The 833-nt window shown below is 47.1% G+C and carries 1 protein-coding gene; it reads left to right on the plus strand.

What is annotated here, in order from left to right:
• Window positions 1-833 (plus strand): elongation factor Tu (gene tuf / locus BCV39_RS16325; RefSeq protein WP_102460938.1); only part of this gene is annotated, 833 nt, incomplete at both ends.

Genomic DNA, 833 nt, shown 5'->3' on the forward strand with positions numbered 1-833 from the left:
ACTCCAGCACGTCACTACGCACACGTAGACTGTCCAGGACACGCGGATTATGTTAAAAACATGATCACTGGTGCTGCACAAATGGACGGCGGTATCCTAGTTGTTGCTGCGACTGACGGCCCTATGCCTCAAACTCGTGAGCACATCCTACTTGGTCGTCAAGTTGGTATCCCTTACATCATCGTATTCATGAACAAATGTGACATGGTTGATGACGAAGAGCTACTTGAGCTAGTTGAGATGGAAGTTCGTGAACTTCTTTCTGAATACGACTTCCCAGGTGATGACCTACCAGTTATCCAAGGTTCTGCACTTGGCGCACTAAACGGCGAGAAGCAGTGGGAAGACAAGATCGTTGAGCTTGCAGAAGCACTAGATTCTTACATTCCTGAGCCAGAGCGTGCAGTTGACCAACCGTTCCTACTACCAATTGAAGATGTATTCTCAATCCAAGGTCGTGGTACTGTTGTAACTGGTCGTATCGAGCGCGGTATCCTACGTGTAGGTGACGAAGTAGAAATCGTTGGTATCAAAGAAACTACTCTTACTACTTGTACTGGTGTTGAAATGTTCCGTAAACTGCTTGACGAAGGTCGTGCAGGTGAGAACGTTGGTGCACTTCTACGTGGTACTAAGCGTGATGACGTTGAACGTGGTCAAGTACTTTCTGCGAAAGGTTCTATCAACCCACACACTAAGTTTGAGTCTGAAGTATACGTACTTTCTAAAGACGAAGGCGGCCGTCACACTCCTTTCTTCAAAGGTTACCGTCCACAGTTCTACTTCCGTACAACTGACGTAACAGGCGACATCACTCTACCAGAAGGCGTAGA

It is taken from the genome of Vibrio sp. 10N.286.55.E10, assembly GCF_002872555.1.
Taxonomy (GTDB): domain Bacteria; phylum Pseudomonadota; class Gammaproteobacteria; order Enterobacterales; family Vibrionaceae; genus Vibrio; species Vibrio crassostreae.